Annotated in this window: 13 protein-coding genes; 4 read left to right on the forward strand and 9 right to left on the reverse strand. The window is 45.3% G+C overall.

Translation table 11 applies throughout. The features are described from left to right. Positions 1 to 30: 30 nt before the first annotated feature. The 8 genes from VIA_RS01645 to hemL all read right to left on the reverse strand — a co-directional run bounded on the left by VIA_RS01645 (position 31) and on the right by hemL (position 12,886). On the reverse strand, positions 31 to 1,014 hold the full coding sequence (locus tag VIA_RS01645; protein ID WP_004410110.1) for an ABC transporter ATP-binding protein: 984 nt from the start codon (positions 1,012 to 1,014) through the stop codon (positions 31 to 33). 2 nt (positions 1,015 to 1,016) lie between these two features. Continuing rightward, the gene (locus VIA_RS01650) at positions 1,017 to 2,042 is read right to left on the reverse strand and encodes an ABC transporter permease (RefSeq protein WP_004410112.1); all 1,026 of its coding nucleotides are present in this window, start codon (positions 2,040 to 2,042) and stop codon (positions 1,017 to 1,019) included. 2 nt (positions 2,043 to 2,044) lie between these two features. Then, on the reverse strand, positions 2,045 to 3,031 hold the full coding sequence (locus VIA_RS01655; RefSeq protein WP_004410113.1) for an ABC transporter permease: 987 nt from the start codon (positions 3,029 to 3,031) through the stop codon (positions 2,045 to 2,047). 173 nt (positions 3,032 to 3,204) lie between these two features. After that, entirely contained in the window at positions 3,205 to 4,887 is a 1,683-nt protein-coding gene (locus VIA_RS01660; protein WP_004410115.1) for an ABC transporter substrate-binding protein, read from the reverse strand. 653 nt (positions 4,888 to 5,540) lie between these two features. Then, entirely contained in the window at positions 5,541 to 8,927 is a 3,387-nt protein-coding gene (locus VIA_RS01665; RefSeq protein ID WP_004410120.1) for a response regulator, read from the reverse strand. 210 nt (positions 8,928 to 9,137) lie between these two features. Next, positions 9,138 to 10,160: a 16S rRNA (guanine(1207)-N(2))-methyltransferase RsmC gene (rsmC, locus tag VIA_RS01670; RefSeq protein WP_004410123.1), complete on the reverse strand. Its 1,023-nt coding sequence runs from the start codon at positions 10,158 to 10,160 to the stop codon at positions 9,138 to 9,140. A 76-nt stretch (positions 10,161 to 10,236) separates the two neighbouring features. Further along, positions 10,237 to 11,328, reverse strand: coding sequence for an AI-2E family transporter (locus VIA_RS01675; protein WP_004410125.1), 1,092 nt, complete (start codon positions 11,326 to 11,328; stop codon positions 10,237 to 10,239). Positions 11,329 to 11,593: 265 nt separating this feature from the next. Next, entirely contained in the window at positions 11,594 to 12,886 is a 1,293-nt protein-coding gene (gene hemL / locus VIA_RS01680) for a glutamate-1-semialdehyde 2,1-aminomutase (protein WP_004410127.1), read from the reverse strand. Between the two features lie 252 nt (positions 12,887 to 13,138). Here hemL and erpA point away from each other — a divergent pair, with 252 nt between their 5' ends. The 3 genes from erpA (at position 13,139) to VIA_RS01695 (ending at position 17,944) form a co-directional block, all read left to right on the forward strand. Beyond that, complete coding sequence (gene erpA, locus VIA_RS01685; RefSeq protein ID WP_004410128.1) at positions 13,139 to 13,480, forward strand: iron-sulfur cluster insertion protein ErpA; 342 nt, start codon at positions 13,139 to 13,141, stop codon at positions 13,478 to 13,480. Between the two features lie 253 nt (positions 13,481 to 13,733). After that, positions 13,734 to 14,816, forward strand: coding sequence for an efflux RND transporter periplasmic adaptor subunit (locus VIA_RS01690; RefSeq protein ID WP_004410129.1), 1,083 nt, complete (start codon positions 13,734 to 13,736; stop codon positions 14,814 to 14,816). Between the two features lie 11 nt (positions 14,817 to 14,827). Next, positions 14,828 to 17,944: an efflux RND transporter permease subunit gene (locus VIA_RS01695; RefSeq protein ID WP_004410130.1), complete on the forward strand. Its 3,117-nt coding sequence runs from the start codon at positions 14,828 to 14,830 to the stop codon at positions 17,942 to 17,944. Between the two features lie 54 nt (positions 17,945 to 17,998). Here VIA_RS01695 and shyC read toward each other — a convergent pair whose 3' ends face one another. Then, entirely contained in the window at positions 17,999 to 19,285 is a 1,287-nt protein-coding gene (shyC, locus tag VIA_RS01700) for a peptidoglycan DD-endopeptidase ShyC (RefSeq protein ID WP_004417973.1), read from the reverse strand. A gap of 129 nt (positions 19,286 to 19,414) precedes the next feature. Here shyC and tyrS point away from each other — a divergent pair, with 129 nt between their 5' ends. Beyond that, entirely contained in the window at positions 19,415 to 20,602 is a 1,188-nt protein-coding gene (tyrS, locus tag VIA_RS01705) for a tyrosine--tRNA ligase (protein ID WP_004410135.1), read from the forward strand. Positions 20,603 to 20,635 lie beyond the last annotated feature (33 nt).

Consider the following 20,635-nt stretch of genomic DNA (forward strand, 5'->3'; position numbering starts at 1 on the left):
TAATCTTTCTTATTATTTCTCAATCGCTTTCTAGAGCTTCGCCTGAGCGATTGGCTCACCATATAGGTGGCAGTTTGAGAAACGATTTGGCTCAATTTGTCTTAGCTGGGTAGGGATGCGAGTACAAGCTTCATGAACGCGGTCACAGCGAGCTTGGAAACGACAGCCTTGAGGTATCTCTAAAAGGTTTAGAGGGTTACCAGGAATACCCGTTAGCTTAGTTTTAGGGCCTGTTAATGGAGGGAAAGAACTACCCAAACCTTTCGTGTATGGGTGGAAAGGACTTTCCAAGATCTCTTTTGATGGAGCAACTTCAATCAGTTCACCGGAGTACATAATGCCGATGCGGTCTGAGAATTCGACCATCAATGAAAGATCGTGAGTAATGAATAGGATAGAGAAGCCAAACTCTTCTTTAAGCGCATAAATCTTCTGTAAGATTTCACGCTGTACAACCACATCTAGTGCAGTTGTTGGCTCATCCATGATGATCATTTTCGGGTTAAGCGCGAGTGCAATTGCAATAACTAGGCGCTGACGCATACCGCCAGAGAACTGGTGAGGGTAGTCATTAAGACGGCTAGGGTGAATATCAACGATTTCCAATAGCCCTTCAGCGCGCTTCCGTGCTTGTTCACGAGTCATATTGGTGTGGCGCATGATCACGTCGCAGAATTGATCTTCCATTGTCAGTACTGGGTTCAGTGCGTTCATCGCACTTTGGAACACCATAGACATCTCACTCCAACGGAATGATTGCATACGTTCATCACTGTATTTAAGGATATCTTCGCCATTGAAGATTACCTCGCCACCAGTAATAAATGCTGGCGGCTTGTGAAGACGCATTAGCGAGAATGCGACGGTTGATTTACCACAGCCTGATTCGCCTGCTAGGCCGAAAACTTCACCTGGGGCAATATCAAAGCTCACATTGTTACAGGCACGGACATCGCCCGCTTCTGTAATATAGTCAACGCATAAGTTGCGGATAGAAATGAGTGGTGCTGTCATGATTATTTATCTCCGCTCCAAAGTGCATTTTGAGGTGGTAGTTCTGGCTCACGCTCTTTTTGGTCTTGTGCTGCTAGCTTTTTCCAACGCTTCATCCCTTTGTGTGAACGAAGTTGAGGGTTAGCAATTTCATCGACTGCGAAGTTAAGGAGAGCTAGGCCCGTTACTAGAATTGTCAGTGCGATACAAGGTGCAACAACTTCCCACCATGCGCCAATCAGCATTGCGGATGATGTTTGTACGTTGTACAGCATGATGCCCCAACTGATAGTGCTTGGGTCACCTAGGCCTAGGAATGAAATAATCGACTCCATACCAATTGCGTACATTACTGAACCGATGAAGCTTGCGCCTACGATTGGGATTAGGTTCGGTAGAATCTCAACAAAGATGATTCGGAATGAAGACTCGCCTAATACTTCAGCGGCTTTCACGAACTCTTTCTCACGTAACGCTAGAGTCTGAGAGCGTATTACCCTCGCACCCCAAGCCCAGGAGGTACAGCCAATGATGATGGCAATGGTTAGTGGGCCTGCTTCACCAATGAAGGCGGCAAGAACAAACAGCAGTGGGTATTGAGGAATTACCAACATGATGTTCATCGCAGCAGTGAGCACGTCATCGACACGACCGCCAAAGTAACCCGCAGAGATACCGATGATGGTTGCTAGGAAACATACTGTTAGACCTGCACCAAAGCCGACACCTAGAGAGATACGCGCACCGTGTACTAGCTGAGACCAAATATCGCGGCCCATACGGCTTGTACCTAAAACGTGGTCCGCTTTCTTAGACATGATCATAGTGCGGCGGTCAGTTGCTAGGTTTTCAGCGATCCAACCATCAGGGTTAGCTTGCGCTGATTTTACGATATAGCTTGGGTATTCATGTGGGTTACCCGTACGTTTATCTGGAGCGTGCTTAGTGATAAGCGGCGCAGCCACAGCCATAAAGATAAACAATGAAACAATCACTAGGCCTGCACATGCGTATGCGTTGCCAAGAATAAGTTTGAATAGGTCTTTCATAATTATTTCCCTCCCTTACGAAGGCGAGGATCTAGAACAACGTAAAGCATGTCGGCAATAAGGTTAAATGACAGCATGAAGAGCGTCATGATGATCAACTGTCCTTGCAGTACTTGGTAATCACGAGCGTGGATAGCATTAAGAAGAACCGTACCAAGACCTGGGTAGTTAAAGATGATTTCAATGATTAACTGACCACCGATTGCCATACCTAACGACATAGATAGAGCGGTGACACTTGGTAGTAATGCGTTACGAGCTGCGTAGTTGAAGACAACGCGGTTTTCACTTAGGCCCTTACCTTTTGCCATGGTGATGTAGTCTTCAGCCAGTAGGTTGATCATGTTGTTACGCATGTTCACTAGGAAGCCGCCGACTTGGATAATAGATGCACAGAAAAGAGGCAATACGGCGTGATAAGCGACGTCTTTATAGAACTCCCAGCTTGTCCAGTCTGGCGTGACACCTGCTGTGTAGGCATAGCCAGTAGGGAACCATTTAAGTCCGATAGCAAAGATGAATAGCGCCATCATTGCGATTACAACCTGAGGTACTGCCTGAATGATTAGCATACCTGGAGTAACAAACGCATCGTATTTACTACCGCGTTTCCAAGCTGCGAAAATACCCAGGATTGAACCTAGCGAGAAAGACAGGATAACCGCAGAGCCAGCTAAGAATAGAGACCAGCCAAAAGCGCCACCTAGTAGTTTATTTACTGAAAGCGGGTAGAACTGGATAGAAGTACCTAGCTCCCAGCTCAAAATGTTTTTCATGTAGGCAACATATTGTGTAAATAGACCACCATCGACAAAGCCTAGTAGCTCTTTCATAGCGGCAATACGTTCCGGCGTTACCTGTACCGAAGCGTTAGCAAACATCATGGTGACCGGATCGCCCGGCATCGCACGAGGAATAATAAAGTTTAATGTCGCAGCAACTAATAACGCGACAAAGTAAAACGACAAACGTCTTAAAAAATAACCCATAACTCACACCTTACTCACCCAGATTTTCCCTGTTTCTGGTTTCAGGTCGCTCCTAGCGAAAACTCAAATTTAGAGCGAATAATCCCCTGACGACTGGCGCCATATTGCAAATAACTCATAGAGTGGGGGATTGAGTGGCGCACAGGAAGTGCGCCACAAGATAGAACAACTACTTATTTAACTGGTTTTAGGTCCAGTACGTGTAGTAGACGCTCTGGGATACCAGCCCAAATGTTTGGACGGCCTTTTGGATTTTCTTCGTTCCACCAACCAGTAAAGCGAGTTGTGTTGTATTGGAACATGTAAGCACCAGATAGAACAGGAACCGTTACTTGGTCCGCAGCGATGATTTGCTGGATACCGTGAGCGATGTCTAGCTGCTCATTCTTATCAGCTGTTTTGTAGAAGCTGTTTAGAAGACCATCTAGCTTGTCGTTCTTGTAGTAGTGCATTGCAAAGCGAGGCATACCATCACCAGATTGTAGTGCTGAGTTGTATGCACTGTTCCAGTATAGGTATGGATCTGCACCGTGGAAGTAGTTTGTGTAAGCTACGTCGTACGTTGCTTCAAGCATTGCTTGGTTGTACACAGAGAAATCTGGAGTACGTGCTTTTGCTTTGATGCCAACTTCAGCAAGTTGCTCTACTGCTAGCTGAACTGTGTTGTTGAAGTCAGTCCAACCATTTGGAGATTGGATTAGAAGCTCGAAAGACTTACCAGATGGCGTGTCAACGAAACCGTCTTTGTTTACATCTTTAAAGCCAGCTTTATCAAGTAGCTTTTTGGCACCTTCAACGTTGTACGTGTTGTAGCCTTTGTACTTGTCGTGAGTTTTTTCATCAGACCAAGCTTCAAATGCGTAGCCTAGACCAGATGCGAAGTCATTCACTGTACCGCCACCATAGAACGCGATGTCGATAATAGTTTGACGGTCAAGAGCCATCGAGAATGCGCGACGGAAATCTACGTTAGTTAGGGCTTCGTTCTTCGCAGCATCAGGGTGCTTGAAGTTTACCACAAATGCCTGAGTACCTGCTGGCGGGTACCAGTACTGGTGGTTAGGGCTTGCAGCCGCGTAAGTACGGTCGATGTCAGGAATGAATGAAGAAGTCCAGTCCATCTCACCGTTTACAACTTTACCTAGGAATTGGTCGTTGTTCGCAATTTGTGGAACACGTAGACAGTCAACATCTAGGTTGTCAGCATCCCAGTAATTCGGGTTAGCACACTGGATGTATAGCTGTGCAGTGAACGTGTCGATTTCAGTAAATGGACCTGAACCTACTGGATTTTCGTTAGTGAACGTCGAAGGATCTTTAACGTCTTTCCAAATGTGCTGAGGTACTACTGGTACTTTAGCAATTTCGTAAGGAACGTTTGAGTTCGCTTCTGTTAGGTTAAATTTAACTTGGTAGTCGTTTAGTTTCTCAACAGAAGATACCCAAGAGTTGATACCGCTTTGGTCTAGCTCTGGTTTCTCTTTAACTAGGTTGAAAGAGTAAACCACATCGTTAGCATCAAAAGTTTCGCCATCTGACCATTTCACGCCCTTACGAATATCGAAAGTTACGCTCTTTAGGTCGTCAGCCATTTTAAAGTTTTCTGCTAAACGAAATACTGGTGTGTTACCGTGCATTTCGTTGAATACAACTAGCGGCTCATAAAGGAAGTCAGTAGTAGTATGTAGGTTTGTTGCGCCTAGGTACGGGTTAAAGTTACGAACAAAAGTTGTAAATTCTTTAGGGTGTACCGTTAGTTCACTGCGTTCAGCTGCTGCTGCAACAGATGTGAATCCTGCTGTTGCTGTTGCAATAATTGCTGTTGCTAGTGCTGTTTTTTTAATGTTGGCAAGCATAGCTGTTCCTTACTATTTGCTTTCATTTCACTTATATGGATGGAATGTCATCAATTGATAAACACTCACTAAGGCCTACCTCTCCGTGTGAACATCTTCCGGAGGAGGTCGAAGTTCGAGAGTGGCCTGTAGGCCTTAGGCACAGTAAGAAAACACCTTAACGTTAATTTTCGCAATTGCTATTCCCGTTAAAACCGTTAAAACCCCACTTAACATCGTTAATTCCGTTGAAAAGTTTGCTTTCGCTGTTTTTTTGTTCGTAAATTGCACTTTGAACTGAGTCGCATAACATCCTACCTTGAAATTAATTTGTTAGTGGTTACTTACTTGTAATTTGTTTGCCTGTAGGGTGTTTTAGGTCTGTTGATAATCTTGAGATCTTGGTCACTGGTGTCAGTTAGTGTTAATTTACGAGCTTAAATAAAAACTGCCGTCTTGTTGTGATTGCCTTCGCAATATGAACTCTTTTTATCCAGTGACAGTGCGTTTGGCCAATTTTAGATGCGCTTTGGCGGTTTTTATCAAGGTGGTTGTTGACGTTAATCGGTGTTGTTTTACGTAGCGTAATAACTCATCGTGGCGGTTATCGTGTCGATTTTTAACCAATAAAAAAGCCTGCACATGGCAGGCTTTGTCTATCGTTTAAGCTTAGCTTAACTGGTCAGTAAATGCTGCAGTTTATCGCGTAGCGCTTCAATATGGCTGCGCTCAGGGCTTTGTTCGTTGCAGTGCTCTAAGATGTAATCGAGAGAGCTTAAGACCGTTCTCCAGCGTGGCGTCTTAGGCAGCGTTTCAGGACGTAGATATTTATCGAGTGTACGAGTCTGTAAGGTGCTGCGGTCAAGGTAGACACGCCATAAACCGCTCTGCTCTGCGAAAGCGAACTTGGTTTGCCCTGTGACTGATTCCCAATAGTTTAGTGCACTTGTCATCGCGTCAACTAGGACCTCACGCATTATGTCTTGCTTAGACTTACTATCACTTGCGACGCGGTCCGCCAGGCGGGTAAATTCGCCCCCTAGCTCTTTTAGTTCTTGAAGCTTGGCTTTATCTCCTTCAAAGGCAAAGCTAGAAAGCGCCTCAATTGCGGTCTCTAAATTATTAATACGAGATGCATTTATGCTACCGCCAACATTAAATATGTACATTGACTTCAAGCCAGCACCTTCTGGGAGCTTGAGAATGTCGGCTGATAGGTGCTGTCTGACATCTTCCACGTAAATATCAATAATGCCACAGTAATGTTCTTGTACGACATTTAGGAATTTAGGGGCGATCAGTTCGTCAGCATTGGAGCGTTTCAGTTGTTCCGTTGAACGTTTAAATAGTCGCGAAGCGGCCTCATTAGCAAAGCGAATCTTATTGTCATCTCGAATACAGACAATCGCTTCAGGTGCGGTTTCAAGCTGTTCTAGTAGACGGCCTTGCGTCTCTAACAAGCTGGCTTCAACCATGGCACGATGTTTTAGCTCTAGTTGTAGCGCTTGGTTTTCTAGTCGACGCTGTTCTGCCTTACTTGCCGTTAAGTGTGCAACGATACGTGCCGCCAACTCTTGCTTATTAAATGGCTTCGACAAATAGTCATTGGCACCGACACTAAAGCCACGAATTCGATCATCAGTTTGATTTAATGCTGTCAGCATGATGATAGGGAGCGCAGCATGATCGTAGCTTTCACGCAGGGATTCACACACTTGGTAGCCGCTCATACCTGGCATCATAATATCGAGCAGTAATAGCTCAGGCTTTTCTTTTTCAACCGCAGCGAGTGCTTCATGGCCATCTTTCGCAGTGCGGACTCGGTAGCCTTCAAGGCGTAAGAAGCTGTCTAATACTCTTAAGTTGACTGGCTCATCATCAACCACGAGTAACAGCGGACCATCAGGATTTTCCGGAAGGCTGACGGGCTCTGCTAACTCAATGTTGCCTGTTTCTGGCGCTTTAAAGTGCGGCGCTTCGTATTGGTTAGCAACTTCAATTTGTTCAAGTGATGCGATAGGTAGGGTAAAGCTAAAGGTTGTTCCTACCATCGGTTGGCTACTGACATACAATGAGCCGTTCATCAGCTCAATTAACTGGCGGCTAATCGATAAGCCTAAACCTGCACCTTGGCGGTAACGGCTAGAATCACTCCCCGCTTGAATTAACGGTTCAAAGATATGCTCAAGTTGATCGGCAGGAATACCTTGGCCAGTATCGACTACTTGTACGCGAATATTGTCGTCAACCACATTCGCTGAAATGACGATCTTACCTTCACTGGTGTATTTGATCGCATTGCCAACGAGGTTATACAGCACTTGCTCTAAGCGTTGCGGATCCGCACTGACCCAAACTGGCTCATTCGGCACTTGGTTAATGATGCGAATTGGTTTAGTACCCAATAAGTGGGAAGAGAGCTCAAGCACTAGGCGGGTTGAGCCAGCCAGATCAACCGCACTGGTTTCTATGTCTAAGTTGCCATAGCGCATTTTGTGGTAATCGAGCAGGTCATCCACTAAGGTCGCAAGACGCTGACCGCTGCTGATGATGATATCGAGTTGATATTTGTGCTCTGAGGTGATTGGTCCATTTGCGCCAGAAGCCAAAGCTTCGGCAATACCCACCATACCATGCAGAGGTGTGCGTAGCTCATGAGAGGTGGTTGCCAAGAACTCATCTTTCAGCTTGTTGGCCAGTTGTAACTCATCATTTTGTTTTTGGATAAGCTTTAGGTTGCTTTCCAACTCTTCGTTTTGTTGCTTGATCAGCAAGATCTTTTCACGAATCGAGCGTTGCATACGTTCAAAGCTTACCGCAAGGCGACCGATCTCATCTTTGCGCTGGGTATTGGTCATATCAGCATCGAGATCACCCGCCGAGACTTTTTCCGCAGCCCAAGTCAATTTAAGCAGTGGTGCGGTAATAAAGTTAGACAGGTAATGAGAGGCCATCACTACCAGTAAAATAGCGGTCAGCATAGCGAAGATAAACAGCGTCTCGAGTTGATTAACGCGGGCAAAAGCGACGCTTTCAGGCACTTCAACAACAATCGCCCAATCAATACCTTTTAGGGAAATCGGACTATACGCTGCGATGATCGCTTCGTCTTCGGTATTTGAATAGGTACCGACATTTGTTAGCCCTGACAGGGCGAGATCAACCACTTGGCGGCTCTTATCAATATCTTCTTGCTGATAAGCCAATGTACGAGATTGATGATCACTACCAACCAATAGCGTTTTCATTGAGGCGATGTTATTGATGTCAGCAATGAGCTTGGTGATGCCATTGTTAGGTAGACGGAATAACGCATAGCTGTGCAAATAGCCTTGTTGGATGATCGGTGCACCAAACCAAGCGACTGATTTACCTTGCTCTTGAGAGAAGTCAGAAATGACAACTGGAGTAAAATCTTCGTTGGTTTTACGTTTTTCTGTTACTAGGCTGTTTAGTTTAGCGAAGGTTTTACCTAAGTTTGCGTCTTTGTACTTTCCGGTCAGTAAGTTGGTACCGTAGTTGTCGTACTTATAAATAGAGTAGGTAACGTTACCATCTCTATCGACCAAGAGAATATCGTCAAAGTCAGAACGTTTAAGCAACTCCTGATATGCCCAGTGATAGCGTTTATGCAGCAGTCGGTAGCGCTCGGTGCCATTGTAGTTGCTCGATTGCGGCAATATTGACGTTTTTATTTGATCTCCTGAGCCTTCAATATAGCGCTTTTGAGCATATTGACGTGCTTGTTCGATATCGACGCCTAGGCTTTGAAAAGCGTTAACCAAACCGTAGAAGCGTCCACCACTCGCGTAAGCCAGTTCTGAGCGGACGAATCCCATCACTTCTGATTCTTTGGCATACAAGTAGTCAATCACTTGCTGCTGTTTGCTATCTCGGACAGAGACTAGGTGCGATGTGCTCTGTTCCTGCAGATCTTTGGTATGAGATTGTAGGAAGAAAATGGCGATAACAGTAAGGGGAGTAATGCTCAAGACGAGAAATGCGAGCATTAAGGTATTCTGCAGACGCTTAAATTTTTGCTTTCGATACAGCTTAAACATGATCTAATTAGACTTTCCGTGAAAATTCAGCTTGCCGCGTCAAATTGCGCATCAACAAGCTAGTTGAAAACGTTATTTTCCTAAGATGACAAAATTAACGAGTTTTTTTACTTTGACAAGTAAGTTGCAAGGAAAGCGTGGAGGTAAGCGCAATTTTAGCTAATTGCGCTGAAGGATCGCCCAATCAAAGGCTCAGATTGGGCGGCAGTATTACTTTTTCGCCTGATAGATAGCGAATTTGTTGGTCTTATTTAGCGTCTCGCAATTACCGAATGCGTTTTCAATAATTGGTGGGTATTTAAGAAAACTATTAGCGACAATAAACAGCTGCCCTGACTTAGTCTGGTAACTTGGCGCTTTGGCTAGTAAGGTCTCAGTGGCACTGTAGCTTGTATCTAGCCCGGCATGGAACGGAGGATTGCTGATAATAAAATGGTAGTCATTGCTGGTATCTGAATAGATATCTGAAGCGAACACTCTACCGCTTAAACCATTGGCTGCGAGCGTCGCTTTGCTTGATTCAACGGCTAATGCGCTAATATCACACATCTCCAGTTCAATCTCAGGGTTGAGTATCGCCATGACACTACCAATCACTCCGGCGCCACAGCCAAAGTCGAGCACTTTGCCTGATAGAGCTGGTAGGGTGTCTAGAAGGAGCTTACTGCCAATATCGAATTCACCATGACTAAAGACGCCCGGTAAGCTTTTGATTGTCAAAGAGGTTTCTTTGTAGCTTACTTGGTAACTCTTGAACCACTCATTGAGCTCAAAACGTTGTGGCGCTTGTGTACATTGGCCCCAGTAAAATGAACAGCGTCGTGCTGAGTCGTATTTGGTAATAGGGCCGTAAGACTTGAACATCTTTTCAATGCTCTTAATTCCTGAACGGTTTTCACCGACTACAGCGATTTCAGTATTTTCTCCAAGCTTGCTCATGAGCATGGCAAGTAAGTATTCAGCTTCAGCCTTAGCTTTTGGCCAATAGAGCAACACCATATCTGCTTGTGTATCTTGATCAAACTCTGCACCAAACACACTGTTGACGTTAGGTTGCGACTCAAGTTGTCTGTAATAACCATAGTTAGTGGTAAATACAGTGACTGAGTGGCAATGATTCGCTAGTTCAACAGGGAAAAGATCTTCGGCTTCTCCAGCAACTAGGACGTGTTTACCTTCAAAGTAAGCAAGTTGTCGCTGAGCAATTTGGCTAGGAGCGATGTAAGCAGACATAATGAACTCGGTGTAAAAAAGTGAGGGAGGATTCTCGCATAATCCTCCCTCCTCGTGTAGTGATAAATCGTACAGACTAGCTACGATCTTGTTGATCTAGGAAGCCCTGAAACTCTTCTTCATAGATATTAAATAGCACCATAGTAATGGCGAAGATCAGTGGGCCGTAAATTAAGCCAATTAAGCCAAATAAGTGTAGACCACCTAGTAGTGAGAAGAAGATCATCAGAGTGCTCATGCCGGCATTGCCGCTGCCCTGCATCAGTAGTGGGCGCAGTAAGTTATCGATAGAGCCAACAATCGCGACACTCCAAACGGTTAAAAAGATCGCCCAAGTGGTATCTCCGGTAACATACAAGTAGATAGCCGCTGGAATCCAAATCAGTGCGGTACCCACCACAGGAATAAAGGAAGCAAACCCCATCATGGTTCCCCAGAATAGCCCTGGGAATCCTGCAAGCCACATACCTAAACCACCGGCAACACCTTGTGCGATGGCGGTAAGGAATGAGCCCATAACCGCAGACTTTGAAACTTGCTCAATTTCATCCAATAGCTTGTCTTCTTGGCTGCGAGAAAGCGGCAAGATATGACGCATGGCACTGATGATCTTGTCGTGGTCACGCAGCAAGAAGAACAGTACGAACAACATCAGGAAGAAATCCATCAAAAAGCTTGTTGCATCACCTAAGATTTTTGCACTGATCCCGACAAGGTTACTACCAAATGATGTGGCGAACTGCGCGACTTTTTGCGCGACTTCTTGTGGCTCTATGGTATCGAAAGGTAAGTAGGTATTAATTAGAGATAGTCCCTTGACCACCCACGGGTGTTCGAAAATCGCTTGGATACCGCCGTTAGTGACCCATTGGTAGACATTCTGAGAAAAGTTGGAGCCTTGTTGGACTATTGCGGCGAACACAAATAGCAGTGGCACTACGACAATAAAGGTCAGCACAATGCACGACAGCAATGAGGTGATGTTATGGTGATTGGGTAAGCGCTTTTCTAGCCACTCATGAATAGGGAACATCAACAAAGAGATGATGAATGCCATCACAATTGAGTTGATGTAAGGCTCGACAAGCAGGAAGCAAGCGAAGCCTGCAGCGAGTAGGGCAACAATCAATACCCAATGGCTGGAAGTTATTTTGACCTTATCTGACACAATAGTTGTCCAATGATGCGATTTTATACCAGTATAATGGCTGCAAAATTTCCAGTCTTCAATTCAAAATCAAAAAGTTATCCGTGAGGCATTTTATTTATGGGATGTTGTAACAATGAGAAGTGCTCAAGTGACGCTAAACCTAAGAGACGTAACATCCCTTGGTTTGGCTTACTGATCTCAGCTTTAGTGGTTTTAGTGCTACTTAACTGGCAATAAAAAAAGCTGCACTAGGCAGCTTTTTTTATAAGTAATAGAGAGCTAATTAAGCTTCTTGAGCAAGGATCGCAAAACAGCGGTCTGCTGCTTCTAGTGTTGCTTCAATTTCTTTACTGCCGTGTGCTAGTGAAGTAAAGCTTGCTTCAAATGCTGAAGGCGCTAGGTAAACACCGTGTTTAAGCATTAGATGGAAGAAGCGCTTAAAGCGTTCGACATCACACTTAGTTACGTCTTCGTAGCGAGTGATTGACTCTTGTTCAGTGAAGAAGAAACCAAACATACCGCCTACTTGGTTGACTACCAATGGGATGCCGTGGTTATCAGCCAGTGATTTGAAGCCATCTGCCAATTGTTTAGTCTTAGCAGCAAGGCGTTTCTCGTTGCCTTCTTCTTTTAGTAGGTTAAGACAAGCAAAGCCCGCTGCCATTGCTACAGGGTTACCTGAAAGTGTCCCCGCTTGGTAAACTGGACCTGTCGGAGCGATGTACTGCATCACTTCTTTACGACCACCAAACGCGCCTACTGGCATACCGCCACCAATCACTTTACCTAGCGTAGTTAGGTCTGGCTTGATGTTGTAGTAACCTTGAGCGCCACCAAGAGCAACACGGAAACCAGTCATTACTTCATCAAAGATTAGCAGTGCACCTTCTTCATCACAGATTTGGCGCAGACCTTCGTGGAAGCCTTCTACTGGTGGAATACAGTTCATGTTGCCCGCAACTGGCTCAACAATGATACAAGCGATTTCACCTTTGTTCGCTGCGAATAGCTCACGTACTGAGTCAAGATCGTTAAATGTTGCGGTTAAGGTATGTTTTGCAAAGTCCGCAGGCACGCCAGGAGAGCTTGGTTGACCTAGTGTTAGCGCGCCAGAGCCTGCTTTAACTAGTAGGCTATCTGCGTGGCCGTGGTAACAGCCTTCGAACTTCATGATTTTATCGCGGCCAGTGTAACCACGAGCTAGGCGAATCGCACTCATCGTCGCTTCTGTCCCTGAGCTCACCATGCGGATTTGCTCCATTGATGGTACTAGCTCTGACACAAGCTCAGCCATAGCGATTTCCATCTCAGTAGGCGCGCCAAAGCTAAGGCCGCGCTGCGCTGCATCGATAACTGCTTCACGGATCACGGCGTGGTTGTGACCTAGAATCATTGGACCCCAAGAGCCTACGTAATCAATGTACGCTTTGCCATCAGCATCAAAAATCAAAGGGCCATCGGCACGCTCAACGAAAATCGGAGCGCCGCCAACGCCATTAAAAGCACGCACTGGAGAGTTTACGCCACCAGGGATGGTTTGCTGTGCTTTTTGAAATAGATCTGCTGATTTGGTCATGGGATATCCTCTTTTGATTGCTCGGACCAATTTGGCTCGCATTGTACCTGCCCAATCCAATTCAATAAAACGCTTTGCGCCACATTCTGAGTACTTTGGCAGCAAATAGACCAGTTTTTGCGTAAAAAATAGCTTCAAAAGTGGTGAATACTTGAACGCTTCACTCAGGTATTAGATAATCAGCCTAATATTAGAAGATAAAACTCCAGATGGTGAGAGCGGTCTGGGTATAGACGACTGAGAGAGGTCATCGTGAGCGAAGTAAATATCCCACTAACATTTTCAGACGCAGCCGCTAACCGAGTTGGGGCGCTGATTGCTGAAGAAGAAAATCCGAATCTAAAACTGCGTGTATACATTACAGGTGGTGGTTGCAGCGGCTTTCAATATGGTTTCACTTTTGACGAAAGCGTCAATGAAGGTGATACCACTATCGTAAATAGCGGCGTGACATTAGTTGTTGATCCAATGAGCTTGCAGTACCTAGTAGGCGGCCAAGTGGACTACACTGAAGGCTTAGAAGGAGCGCGCTTCTTTGTGAATAACCCAAATGCGACAACGACTTGTGGTTGTGGTGCATCATTCAGTGTTTAATCACTCATTACTTTTCTAAGGCTGCATTCGCAGCCTTTATTTTACCTAGCATTTCTTATCTCAACCTCGTGATTATTCCAGAAACTGAGACCTGACCTAAATTACTATCCAAGTGTGTTTTATTTTTCAGTGGTTAATTTATATCCTGACAAATAGTTCTCGTTTACTTTTGAGCTGCAATACATATAAAAGATGATTATTTAACTTCACTTGACGCGTATCTAGATACTAAGTAGCAACACTAAGGACAGTTATGGCTAGTTTATCTCCACTGCGTTTTTTCGCAGTTCGTCCCTATTTGATCTCCCTGATTTTGGTAACAGTACTGACGTTGTGGCTTGGTGTTGGAATGCTCAACGCTGAAGATTCGGCTCCTAAGAAGGAAACCGAACAGATTCCACTGGCTAAAGTGGCCTTTACCACCTTTACTGCCAAATCGACACATAAATCCATTGACCTTTATGGCCGCACCGCACCGAACAAACAAGCTAAGTTAGGTGCAGAAATTGCCGGTAAGATCATTCAGCTTAAAGTGAGAAAAGGGGACAGCGTTAAGCAAGGTCAGGTTATTGCCCTGATTGACAAAGGCGATCTTGAGATTCAACTTCAGCGTGCTCAAGCGATGCTGAAGGTCAAAGAAAAAGAGTATAAAGCGGCTCAATCATTGAAAAGCAAAGGCTTACAAGGTGAAGTTGCCTTTAGCAATGCGCAAGCGGGGCTAGTTGAAGCCAAGGCAATGGTGAGCAATGCGAGGATTGCCCTCAGAAACACATCAGTTACAGCACCGTTTAGTGGTGTGGTGGATCACTTGTTTATCGAGAAAGGTGACTTTGTTGGGGTCGGCGACCCAGTTGCGACTTTGATCGATTTAGAGAAGATTATCATTGAAGCGGACGTGAGTGAGCGTCACATTCAAGATTTACTGGCTAATCAGCAAGCTAAAATTCGCTTTATTAACGGCCAAGAAGCGATGGGGGAGGTACGTTATATTTCGCGTGTTTCATCTGCTTCGACCAACACCTTCCCAATCGAAATAGAAATGGCTAATCCTGAGCAAAAAATTCCAGCCGGTATCAGCGCCGAAGTAACGTTAAACCTGCAAGATCAATTAGCGATTAAGATAACCCCAGCAATGCTCGCGCTTGATGAAGATGGCAACCTAGGCGTCAAAACGTTAGTTGAAGAGCATATTGAGTTTGTGCCTATCCAGTTGGTTAAGGCTGAGCAAGATGGTGTTTGGCTCACAGGCCTTGGCGAGCGAGTCAAGATTGTCACAATAGGGCAAGGTTTTGTGCGTGATGGTGACCAAGTTATTGCCATTGAGCAGCAAAACTAGGAGGCGCAATTATGTTTGCATTGATTGATGCCGCGATGTCACGCACCCGTACCATGATGGTATTGCTGATATTCATTTTGCTGGCTGGTATCGGCACCTATATCACGATTCCGAAAGAATCGAGTCCAGATATCACCATCCCGATTATCTACGTCGCCGTTGGCCACCAAGGTATTTCTCCTAACGATGCTGAGCGATTGCTGGTTCGGCCGATTGAGCAAGAGCTTAGAGCGATTGAAGGGGTCAAAGAGATGACTTCGACAGCCTCAGAAGGACACGCTTCGGTCATGCTCGAGTTCAGTGTTGGTGTTGACTTAAACAAAGCGATGGCGGATGTACGTGAAGCGGTGGATTTAGCCAAACCTAAGCTGCCGAGTGACAGTGATGAACCAACGGTAAATGAAGTGACGCTCGCTTCGGAAGAGCCAGCGTTATCCGTGGTGCTTTACGGCACCGTACCAGAAAGGACCATTGTTCAGATTTCACGTCAGCTAAGAGATAAACTAGAAAGTTATCGTCAGATCCTTGAAGTCGATATTGCTGGTGATCGCGAAGACATCGTTGAGATCATCGTCGATCCGCTGCTGATGGAAAGCTACGGCCTTGATCAAGGGGATATCTATAACCTAATTGCACTCAATAACCGTGTGGTTGCCGCAGGCTTTGTCGATACGGGCTATGGACGTTTTTCGGTTAAAGTCCCATCGGTCTTTGATTCACTTAAAGATGTGTTGGATTTGCCGGTTAAAGTTGATGGCAAGCAAGTGATCACTTTTGGTGATGTTGCGACGGTAAGGCGAGCGTTTCGCGATCCTGAAAGCTACGCGCGACTTGATGGTAAATCGGCTATCGTGATGGACGTGAAAAAGCGTGCTGGCGAGAACATCATTGAAACCGTTGACTTGATTAAGTTAGTACTTGAAGAGGCGCAGAAGCGTCCTGATTGGCCGAACAACTTATTGGTTAAGTACACTTGGGATCAGTCAAAAGATGTCAAAGTGATGCTTAATGATCTACAAAACAATATTTTGTCAGCGATCATATTAGTGGTAATTGTCATCATCGCTATCTTAGGTGTTAGAACTGCATTTCTGGTTGGGGTGTCGATACCGGGGTCTTTCCTTACTGGTTTATTAGTGCTTTCTGTGTTCGGTCTAACGGTCAATATCGTGGTGCTGTTCTCACTGATTATGGCTGTAGGTATGCTGGTGGATGGTGCGATTGTGGTGACCGAGTTTGCTGACCGGCGTATGCAAGAAGGCACGCCGAGAAGAGAAGCATACCGAGATGCCGCTAAGCGCATGGCCTGGCCGATTACCGCCTCTACGGCAACGACATTAGCCGCTTTTGCTCCGCTACTATTCTGGCCTGATGTAACGGGTGAGTTTATGAAGTACTTGCCGTTAACTTTGATAGCGACACTCAGTGCTTCGTTAGCCATGGCGTTATTGCTTGTGCCAGTACTAGGCAGTTTGATTGGCCGACCGCAGAATGTAACTAAAGTGCAACGCGAGAAGATGGTCGCTTTACACGATGGTGATTTTTCTCAAGCGACTGGGCTAACCAAACTCTATTTCCATACCTTAGATATTGCGATTAAGCATCCGCTAAAAATCCTGTTTAGTGCAATTTTACTCGCCATTGCAGTAGGCTTCACCTATGCCAAAGCGGGGCTTGGCGCGGAGTTTTTCCCTGAAGTCGATCCGCCATTCTTTACTGTTAAAGTTCGCTCGTATGGTGATTTATCTCTGGATGAGAAAGATGTGATCATGCGTGACATTGAAGCGGTAATGCTGGGTCATGACGAATTTGAAAGTGTTTATACGCGAACCGGTGGGGATGATGAAATCGGTCAGATTCAGATTACGCCAGTTGACTGGCAGTATCGACGTCAGGTGAAAACCATTATTGAGGAGCTTAAACAGCAAACGGATCACTATGCTGGGGTTGAGGTTGAATACAAATTCCCAGATGCAGGTCCTCCAGTGGCTCACGACTTGGTGATTGAAATGTCAGCTCGGATCCCTAGTGAGTTAGATGACGCAGCCAAGTTAGTCAGGCAGTGGGCGGATAACCACCCGGCGTTTACTAATATTAGTGATACTTCAAGTAAAGAAGGCATTGACTGGCAGATTGATATTCGCCGTGACGATGCTTCTCGTTTTGCTGCCGACGCAACCTTAGTCGGAAATACGGTTCAGTTTGTGACCAACGGTCTTAAAATTGGTGATTACCTACCGGATGATGCAAACGAAGAAGTGGATATTTTAGTTCGCTACCCAGAAGAGAAGCGCGATATTGGTCGCTTTGATCAGTTACGGGTAAAAACTCCCGCAGGACTGGTGCCGATCACCAATTTTGCCAGCATTGTCCCTGAGCATAAGCAAGACACGATCCGCCGTATTGATGGTCATCGCGTGATCAACATTATGGCTGATATGAAAGAGGGCTATAACCTCGCACTCGAATTACCCAAGATTACCCAAGCTGTTGCCGAGCTTAATTTGCCTTCCGGAGTTGAGTTTAAGATCCGTGGTCAAAATGAGGAACAAGAAAACTCGTCAGCCTTCTTACAGAATGCATTTATGGTCGCGCTTGTGGTGATGGCGCTAATTTTAATTACTCAATTTAATAGTTTCTATCAGGCGTTCTTAATTCTAAGTGCAGTGTTGTTTTCAACCGTCGGTGTATTTGTTGGCTTGCTGGTCTTTCAAAAGCCGTTTGGCATCATTATGTCGGGTATCGGTGTCATTGCCTTAGCGGGCATAGTGGTAAACAACAACATCGTTTTAATTGATACCTACAATCAGTTGCTCAAACGTGGACTGGATAAACGTGAGGCGATATTACGAACTGGAGTCCAGCGTCTACGCCCAGTTTTACTAACGACCGTGACGACGATTCTTGGCTTGCTACCTATGGTGCTAGAGATGAATATCGACTTGATTAACCAGAAGATTGAATTTGGTGCTCCAAGTACTCAGTGGTGGTCACAGTTGGCTACTGCGGTTGCTGGTGGACTGGCGTTTGCCACCGTTCTGACGTTAGTGCTGACGCCGTGTTTGTTGATGCTAGGTAAGCAACACAAGGTCGAAGAACAAGCTAATACAGTGATAGAGGCCGATTAACCTCAGTGAGCAAAATAAAAAGACCCGCATGAGGCGGGTCTTTTTTATAGTGGTTTATGGTGTGGCGAGTAGCTCACCATATCGCTCTAGTTTATCCAATCTTATCTTCGCATTAGCAATAAAGGTCGCTTTGGTTTTGCCAGTTAAAGACTTAGATTGCGGCAACTTAACCGTTCTGGCGTTTTTATGTACCCCATTAACTAAGAATTCATAGTGAAGGTGAGGACCTGTCACACGACCTGTGCCGCCCAGAGTACCAATAGTCTGTCCCTGCTTAACGCGTTGACCTGTTTTGACCATGCGCTTAGTCAGGTGTAAGTATTTGGTAATGTAAGTATTACTGTGCTTGATAAATACGTAGTTACCGTTGAACTGGTTGTAGCTAGACTTCTGGACAATACCATCGCCAGCAGCCCAAATCGGTGTACCTACTGGAGCCGCGTAGTCTGTGCCGCGGTGTGCTCGGACTTTACCCGTCACTGGATGTCGGCGAGTTGGGTTAAAGTTTGATGTTACACGGCGGAAATCAAGTGGTGAACGCAAAAAGGCCTTCTTCATCGCGCGGCCGTTTTCATCATAGTAATTACCGCTCTTATCATCACGGATGGCAGTAAAGGTATCGCCTTGGTTGGTAAAGATCGCAGCAATGATTTTACCTCGGCCAACCACTTCGCCTTCGACCACTTTTTCTTGATAAAGGATTCTAAAGTTATCGCCATTACGAATGTCTAATGCAAAGTCGATATCCCAGCCAAAAATCCCAGCCAGCTCCATAATTTGATTGGCTGTCAAACCAGCATTAGTGCCCGCATTCCAGAAGTTAGAAGTAATTTTGGCTTCGGCGTAGTTGTATTGAAAATGGACGTCTTTTTTATCGATGGTGGAGGTGTAGCCATTATCGGACTTAGTCACTAAAAATGCTTCATAAGGACTAAGTTGACGTTTAATTTGAATGAGTTGATTGTCTGCATCAAAACCAAACTGAAAAGAGTCACCAGGTCTTACTCGCGTTAACTGACGTTCTATGTCTTTGTTGGTGGAAGTGAGCTCATACAGCAAGCGAGAAGATAGCCCAGCACGTTGAAATAGCAATGCCATACTATCACCGGAACCTATGGTGTGTTTTTCCCAACGTAGCACAGCAAGTGTAGGTGCAGTGGATTGCTCCGCGAATATACCCTGATCAATTTTGATAGGGTAAGCCTTGCCGATTTGATAATTGCTTTCCTCCTCTCGAAGATCTTTCGGTGCAGGAAGAAACAGCGCGACTACAATTATGGCGCTAAAAAAAGCGATGAGAGCTCGGTGAATCCATGGAAGTCGAGCGAAAAGCGACAACATCTTATGTCCGTTCTAAAAAATTCAATAAAAAAGCTAAGCTGTTTAGTCTAACTGGTTTCAAAAAGCATCGCTATTCAAGTAAGATGGCAAACTAACAAATTTTTGCCAAATCTGTGGGAGTGAACAAGAATGGCGAGCATTGAAGCTGCACTAGCCGAGATTAAGCGCGGTGTTGACGAATTAATTCCAGAAGAAGAACTGATTGCTAAATTGAAAGAGGGTCGTCCTCTTCGCATCAAATTAGGTGCTGATCCAACTGCCCCTGATATTCACCTAGGTCATACAGTTATTTTGAACAAGCTACGTGCTTTTCAAGAGCTAGGTCATGATGTGACGTTCCTAATCGGTGACTTTACTGGCATGGTTGGTGATCCAACTGGTAAGAACACGACTCGTCCACCACTGACTCGTGAAGACGTTCTGCGTAACGCTGAAACGTATAAAGAGCAGGTGTTCAAGATTCTTGATCCAGCAAAGACTAAGATTCAATTTAACTCTGAGTGGCTATCTGAACTTGGTGCTGAAGGCATGATTCGCCTTGCTGCTAACCAGACGGTTGCTCGTATGCTTGAGCGTGATGACTTTAAAAAGCGTTACACTGGCGGCCAGCCAATTGCTATCCACGAGTTTATGTATCCACTCCTACAAGGTTATGACTCAGTAGCAATGGAAACGGACGTTGAGCTTGGCGGTACTGACCAGAAGTTCAACCTACTGATGGGTCGTGAGTTGCAAAAAGCGCATGGTCAAAAACCTCAGGTAGTTTTGACAATGCCACTTCTTGTTGGCCTTGATGGCGAGAAGAAGATGTCAAAGTCTGCGCACAACTACATTGGTGTGAGCGAAGCACCGAGCGAAATGTTCGGTAAGATTATGTCTATTTCAGACGATCTTATGTGGAGCTACTACGAGCTGCTTTCTTTCCGTCCTCTTGAAGAGATCGCTGAGCTTAAAGCCGGTGTTGAAGCGGGTAAAAACCCACGTGATGTGAAAGTTGCCCTAGCAAAAGAGATCATCGCACGTTTCCACACTGAAGCGGACGCTGATGCTGCAGAGCAAGAGTTTGTAAACCGTTTTGCTAAGAACCAAATCCCTGACGAAATGCCAGAGTTTGATTTCGATGCAGGTCTTCCAGTGAGCAATATCCTTAAGGAAGCAGGCCTATGTGCGTCTACTTCAGAAGCGATGCGCATGGTTAAGCAGGGCGCTGCAAAGATTGATGGTGAGAAGGTTGCAGATTCTAAATTTGCACCAGATGCGGGTACCTACGTATTCCAAGTTGGTAAGCGTAAGTTTGCTCGTATTACTATCAAGTAATCGGTGATGAAGTCATCAAACTGACTGTTATTG

The organism is Vibrio orientalis CIP 102891 = ATCC 33934 (assembly GCF_000176235.1).
In the GTDB taxonomy this organism is placed as follows: Bacteria; Pseudomonadota; Gammaproteobacteria; order Enterobacterales; family Vibrionaceae; genus Vibrio; species Vibrio orientalis.